The sequence below is a fragment of the Nocardioides sp. genome (genome assembly GCF_031422975.1).
Lineage (GTDB): Bacteria > Actinomycetota > Actinomycetes > Propionibacteriales > Nocardioidaceae > Nocardioides.
The window spans coordinates 1-5,697 of the sequence record NZ_JANPEO010000481.1; the positions used below are offsets into that span (position 1 = coordinate 1).

Sequence of the window (5,697 nt, forward strand, 5' to 3'; positions counted from 1 at the left end):
CTGGACGTCGAGATGCCGCGTCTGTCCGGGATCGAGCTGATCGGCCAGGTCAGGGCGCACCCGACAGCAGGGGCGTCGCGCGTGCTGATGCTCTCCGGGGTGACCGGTCGCGACTCGGTCCTGCGAGCCCGTTCGGAGGGAGCGGATGAGTATCTGTCGAAGCCGTTCCGCCTCGGTGAGCTGAGCGAGCGGGTCAGGTCCCTGATCGCGCAGGGCCCCGTCGGTCAGGTCGACTCGGCGTCGCAAGCAGCCCTCCCGCCGGTGGACTCATGATCCCACGTGCCTCAACGACGTCGGGAGCGCTCATGCCCGGGTCCACCTTGACGGTGCGGGTCCCGGCGTCGTACAGCGACACACTGGCCCGGGTCCACGAGCGACTCACCTTCGAGGGGCTGCGCGTGGTCAGCGAGCTCGACCTGACCCGGTCCCTGCGCGACGACCTGGGCGTCGACGTGCCTGACCAGACGATCCTGGGCGTGTGCCGTTCACAGCTGGCACACGAGGCGCTGAGCGTGTCGCCGACGGTCGCCATGCTGTTCCCGTGCAGCGTGGTCGTCCGCGCGGTGGGCGAGTCGGGCACCCTTGTCCAGACCATCGACCCCGAGGCGTTGATGGCCCTGATCGGCGACCATCCCACTCTGCGCGAGCTGGCGCGTGACGTGCGGGAGCGACTGGTCGCCACCTTGTCCTCCGCCGTCACCGGCTGGTCGGCGGATAAGGTCCGGCCATGACCGACCCCGTGGATCGCGACCGGCCGCCGAGGCCGACCTGGCAGCTGGCACGACCCTTCATCGTGGTGTCCGCCGCCGGGCTGCTCAGCCTGCTGGCGACGCCCATCGATGTCAGCGCTGTCGCACTGTCGGGTGTCGTTGCCCTGTTCATCGCCACCATCCTCGTGCTCGCACTGTCCCTGCGACGCTCGGAGCGCTCGTGGCTCGATGCGGCACCGGCCTTCCTGTTCTTCCCCGTCGTCGCTCTCGTGCGCGACATCGGCGGCGGGGCGGAGTCCGGGGTGGCCCCGCTCATCTTGCTACCGATTCTGTGGCTGGCCCTCACTGGGACGAGGCGAGACATGGTGATCGCCGCTGTCCTCACCGCGGCCGTCTTCGTGGTGCCGATCATCCTCGTCGGAGGCTCGGCCTACCCGACCGAGGACTGGCGCCGGGCCTTGCTCTGGACGCTGATCGCGGCCTTGATCGCGCCCGTCGCGCACGACCTCGTCCGCCAGCTCGCCCGGGAGACGGGCCGAGTAGCCGCGGCCGCGGCCGAGAAGGACGACATCATGCGGGGGGCACGACTGACGAGCATCATCTCCACTGAGGTCGACGGCACCATCCGATCCTTCAGCAGCGGCGCCGGAGAGCTCCTGGGCTACTCGGCGGAGGAACTCGTCGGCCTCGCGTCGCTGGAGAAGTTCCACGAACCGACCGAGGTCGAAGAGGTCGCCGCGGAGCTGGGCGTCGACCCCGGTTTCGGGGTCTTCGTGGCGCTCGCTGGAGCTCCGAGCCGGATCTGGACCTATGTGCGCGCCGACGGCACCCATCGAGTCGTCCGGCTGGCCGTCACGGAGGTCAACGACTCGCTCGGGGTGGCCACGGGCTATCTCGCGGTCGGTGTCGACACGACAGCGGCGGTCGAGAGCGAGCGACGTCTTGCGCAGGCGGAGGCACAGTGGCGGGTGCTCATGGAGCACCTCCCCGACACCACCGTGATCATCGTCGACGAAGCGCTCGACGTCCAGCTCGTCGCCGGAGCCGGTGCCATGCGGCAAGGGCTGCGCGGCACCGAGGGGCGTCCCCTGTCCGAGGTGTCGACCCGTCCCGAGAACATCCGGCTCCTGACGGGACTCGTCCAGAGCGCGTTCGACGGCATCGCGAGCACATCAGAACTCCAGGCGAGTGCCAGCGGTGACGAGCACCAGGTCTTCGTCACTCGCCTTCCTCGCTCGCGCGACGGCATGCAGGCCATGATCCTGGCGCGTGACGTGAGTGCCGAGCGCGAGCGCGAACGAGCACTGCTGCGAGCCACCGAGCGGAGCGAACGCCTGTTCGCCGACGCGCCCTACGGCGTCCTCGTCCTGGGCAGGGACGGCGTGGTGCGCCGCGCCAACGCGGCCGCCACCCGGATGCTGGGTCGGGAACCGACGCAACTCGTGGGTCAGCACCTCTCGTCGATCGGGGGACCGGTCGGCCCCACCTTGGTCGCCGACCACCTCGGCCGCGTGGTTGAGGCTGCGGGTGAGTCGATCGAGACGTCTCTCGAGATACTTGACGCCCTCGGCACACCTCTCCACGTGGTGCTGAACAGCCGGTTCCTGGCTCACGAGGACGCGGACGACGAGGTGATCCTCGTCAACGTCCTCGACGTCTCCGAGCGGCGCAGGTACGAGGAGCGCCTGGCGCACCTCGCGAACCACGACACCCTCACGGGCCTGCCCAACCGACGCGCCTTCGACGCCGAGCTCCAGCGGCACCTGGACCGGTGCAAGAGGTACGGCCACAAGGGTGCCCTCCTGCTCTTCGACCTGGACCAGTTCAAGCAGGTCAACGACACGCTCGGCCACGCGGCGGGCGATCAACTGCTGATCGCCATCGCCTCGTTGCTGCGTCACGGCCTGCGGAGCACGGACGCAGTCGCCCGCCTGGGCGGGGACGAGTTCGCCGTCCTCCTCCCCGAGGCCGATCTCGCGGAGGCAGAGGGCGTCGCCGACGCCATCGTCGAACGCATCCGCCTGCACGCAGCCACGCTTGAAGGAGTCCCCCGACGTGTCACGGCCAGCGTTGGCGTGGTGACCTTCGTGGCTGCGAGCGAGCACGAGATCGACATCCTCGCGCTGGCCGACATGACCATGTACGACGCCAAGGAAGCCGGCCGCGACCAGTCCGCGATCCTCGAGGAGAACTCAGCGAGGCCGCCCCGCTCCGGGGCCCGCCTTCAGTGGCAGGCACGGATCGAGGAAGCCCTCGCCAACGACACCTTCGAGCTCCACCTGCAGCCCATCATCTCGTTGGCCACCAATACAGTGACCGCAGCCGAAGTCCTGCTCAGGATGTCCCTCGACGGGCAGCTCGTCGCGCCGGGGCGCTTCCTTCCCGTCGCCGAAAGGGTCGGGCTGATGCCCGAGGTCGATGCCTGGGTCCTGCGCAACAGCATCCCCCTGCTGGCGCGACTGCGTCGCTTCCAGCCGGACCTGAGCATCGAGGTCAACCTGTCCGGGCTCTCCATCGGCTTGCCGGTCATCGAGGAGACGATCAGGGCCTCACTTCTGCTCCATGACGTCGAACCCGGTGCCCTGATCCTGGAGATCACCGAGACGGCCGCGGTCGCCGACGTCGGCCTCGCCCGTGAGTTCGCCGAGCGGATGACCGAGCTGGGCTGCAAGTTCGCGCTGGACGACTTCGGTGCCGGCTTCGGCTCCTTCTACTACCTCAAGCACCTGCTCTTCGACTACGTGAAGATCGACGGGGAGTTCATCTCCCACTGCCACACCTCCGAGATCGACCGCACCATCTTGAGATCCATCGTCGGCATCGCTCGCGACCTGGGCAAGAAGACCATCGCCGAGTTCGTCTCGGACGAAGGCATCCTCGAGGTCGTCCGTGCCGAGGGAGTCGACTACGCGCAGGGATACCTGCACGGCATGCCCGTGGCCGAGGAGCTCTTCGCGCTGATGCTCGAGTCTCGCAGCGCGGGAGCTGCCCCGTGAGGCCCTGAAGACCCGCCACAGGCCGCTCGCAATCCCCCGGCGAGCAGCCTGTGGCGCTTGGCTCGCCGACGGCGAGGACGAGATGCCCGCACCGACCCCCCCGCCGGTCGGGCATCTCGTCGACCGGACGGAGTGGACCTAGGGTCTGCACCATGCAGCTCGTCCTCGCCTCCGCCTCCCCCGCCCGCCTCGCGACCCTGAGGAGCGCGGGCCTGGACCCGACGGTGATCGTCAGCGGCGTCGACGAGTCCCAGCTCGACGGTCTCCCGCCGGCCGAGCTGGCACTTCAGCTGGCCGAGCTGAAGTGCGCCGCGGTCGCGACGCTCGAGGACGTGCCCGCCGGATCCCTCGTGCTCGGCTGCGACTCGGTGCTCGAGCTCGGCGGCGAAGCCTTCGGCAAACCCGACTCACCGGACGTGGCAACCGAGCGGTGGCGCAGGATGCGCGGCAACTCCGGCCTGCTCCTGACCGGCCACTGCCTGCGCGACACCGCGACCGGCCGGGTCGCCGCCGCGACGGCCAGCACGGTCGTGCACTTCGCCGACCTGAGCGACGCGGAGATCGCGGCGTACGTCGCGACCGGCGAGCCGATGCAGGTGGCCGGCGCCTTCACCGTCGACGGTCTCGGCGGCGCGTTCGTCACCCGGATCGAGGGTGATCACCACAACGTGGTGGGCGTCAGCCTCCCCCTGCTGCGCGACCTGGTGGCCGAGCTCGGGCACGAGTGGACCGACCTGTGGCGGCCGGTGCGGACGTGACGCCCGGCGCACGGGTCGCCTCGCGCCGTCACACTCCGTCGAGGGCCTCGACCTCCTCGCGGATGCCGAAGACGAACTGTCGCGTCAGCACGAAGCGTGCCGCATTGCCGAGCGCCAGCCCGATCACGTTGGCCGAGATGTTGTCGGACAGCGGGTCATCGAGACCCATCGCGTTGCGGCTGATCCACAGGCAGGCCATCGGAATGAGCATGGTGGCGACGCTGATGAACACGAACGCGGTGCGGCCACCGTCGAGATGACTGGTGGAGCGGTGGCGGAAGGCCCACGAACGGGTGCCTCGGAAGCTGACCACTGCCCCCACCAGGTTGGCGATGACATAGCCGAGGATCGGGTGGTCGTTGAGGGGCGCGACGTGCGCGGTGTTGAAGCCGTGGACCAGTCCGTTGAACAGGATGAAGGACACGATCGTGGCGCCCAGGCCCACAGCCAGGTAGCGCCCGATCTCTCCCGCCAGCCGGCGGCCACTCGACGTCACAGCTGCAAGGCTACGACGATCGGCTCCACGAGCCCGCATCTCGCGCGCCCGGCGGCGGGTTGGTCTATTCCACCGGCAGGCCGAGACCGCGCGCGATCAGCATCCGCTGGATCTCCGAGGTGCCCTCGCCGATCTCGAGCACCTTGGCGTCGCGGTAGAAGCGGACGACGGGGTATTCCTCCATGAAGCCGTAGCCACCGAAGACCTGGGTCGCGATCCTGGTCGCCGTCACGGCGGACTCGGTGGCATAGAGCTTGGCGATCGACGCGGCCTGCTTGAAGTCCTTGGTCGACACCCCGGCGCCCGCTTCCATCGCGTCCTTCATGGCCGCGGCCTTGTAGGTGAGCAGGCGCGCGGCCTCGAGCATCACCTGGAGGTCGGCGATCTGGAAGGCCACGCCCTGCTTGCGGCCGATGGGGCCGCCGAAGGTCTGGCGGTCCAGCGAGTAGTCGAGCGAGAGGTCCAGGCACGCCTGGATGCAGCCGACCGCGAGGGCCGCGATCGCGACGCGTCCGTCGTCGAGGGTGGCGAGGAACTGGGCGTAGCCACGGCCTCGGTCACCGAGCAGGTTGGCCTCGGGCACGCGCACGTCCTCGAAGGACAGCGGGTGGGTGTCGGAAGCGTGCCAGCCGAGCTTGTCGTAGGCCTTCTCGGCGGTGAAGCCGGGGGTGCCACTCGGGACGATGATCGTGGAGAGCTCCGGCCGACCGCCCTCGCGCTCGCCGGTGCGGGCCGTG

General features: G+C 69.4%; 6 protein-coding genes. 4 read left to right on the forward strand and 2 right to left on the reverse strand.

Annotated features, from left to right (window positions below; genetic code table 11):
* The 4 genes from RMO85_RS14345 to RMO85_RS14360 all read left to right on the forward strand — a co-directional run.
* The coding region (locus tag RMO85_RS14345) for a response regulator (RefSeq protein WP_310529404.1) at positions 1-273 on the forward strand (273 nt) is incomplete at its 5' end.
* Positions 274-305: 32 nt separating this feature from the next.
* Positions 306-731, forward strand: a complete 426-nt coding sequence (locus RMO85_RS14350) for a DUF302 domain-containing protein (protein ID WP_310529405.1) — start codon at positions 306-308, stop codon at positions 729-731.
* Positions 728-3,706 carry an EAL domain-containing protein gene (locus RMO85_RS14355; RefSeq protein ID WP_310529406.1) on the forward strand — a complete coding sequence of 993 codons (2,979 nt, stop codon included), beginning with the start codon at positions 728-730 and terminating at the stop codon, positions 3,704-3,706. The genes RMO85_RS14350 and RMO85_RS14355 overlap by 4 nt, the downstream gene beginning before the upstream one ends.
* Before the next feature lie 152 nt (positions 3,707-3,858).
* The gene (locus RMO85_RS14360) at positions 3,859-4,464 is read left to right on the forward strand and encodes a Maf family protein (protein ID WP_310529407.1); all 606 of its coding nucleotides are present in this window, start codon (positions 3,859-3,861) and stop codon (positions 4,462-4,464) included.
* A gap of 28 nt (positions 4,465-4,492) precedes the next feature.
* On the opposite strand, the gene RMO85_RS14365 is transcribed toward RMO85_RS14360, so the two are convergent.
* Together RMO85_RS14365 and RMO85_RS14370 are read right to left on the reverse strand one after the other, a co-directional pair.
* Positions 4,493-4,960, reverse strand: coding sequence for a GtrA family protein (locus tag RMO85_RS14365; RefSeq protein WP_310529408.1), 468 nt, complete (start codon positions 4,958-4,960; stop codon positions 4,493-4,495).
* A gap of 64 nt (positions 4,961-5,024) precedes the next feature.
* Positions 5,025-5,697, reverse strand: a 673-nt coding sequence (locus tag RMO85_RS14370) for an acyl-CoA dehydrogenase family protein (RefSeq protein ID WP_310529409.1), incomplete at its 5' end; no start/stop codon positions are given.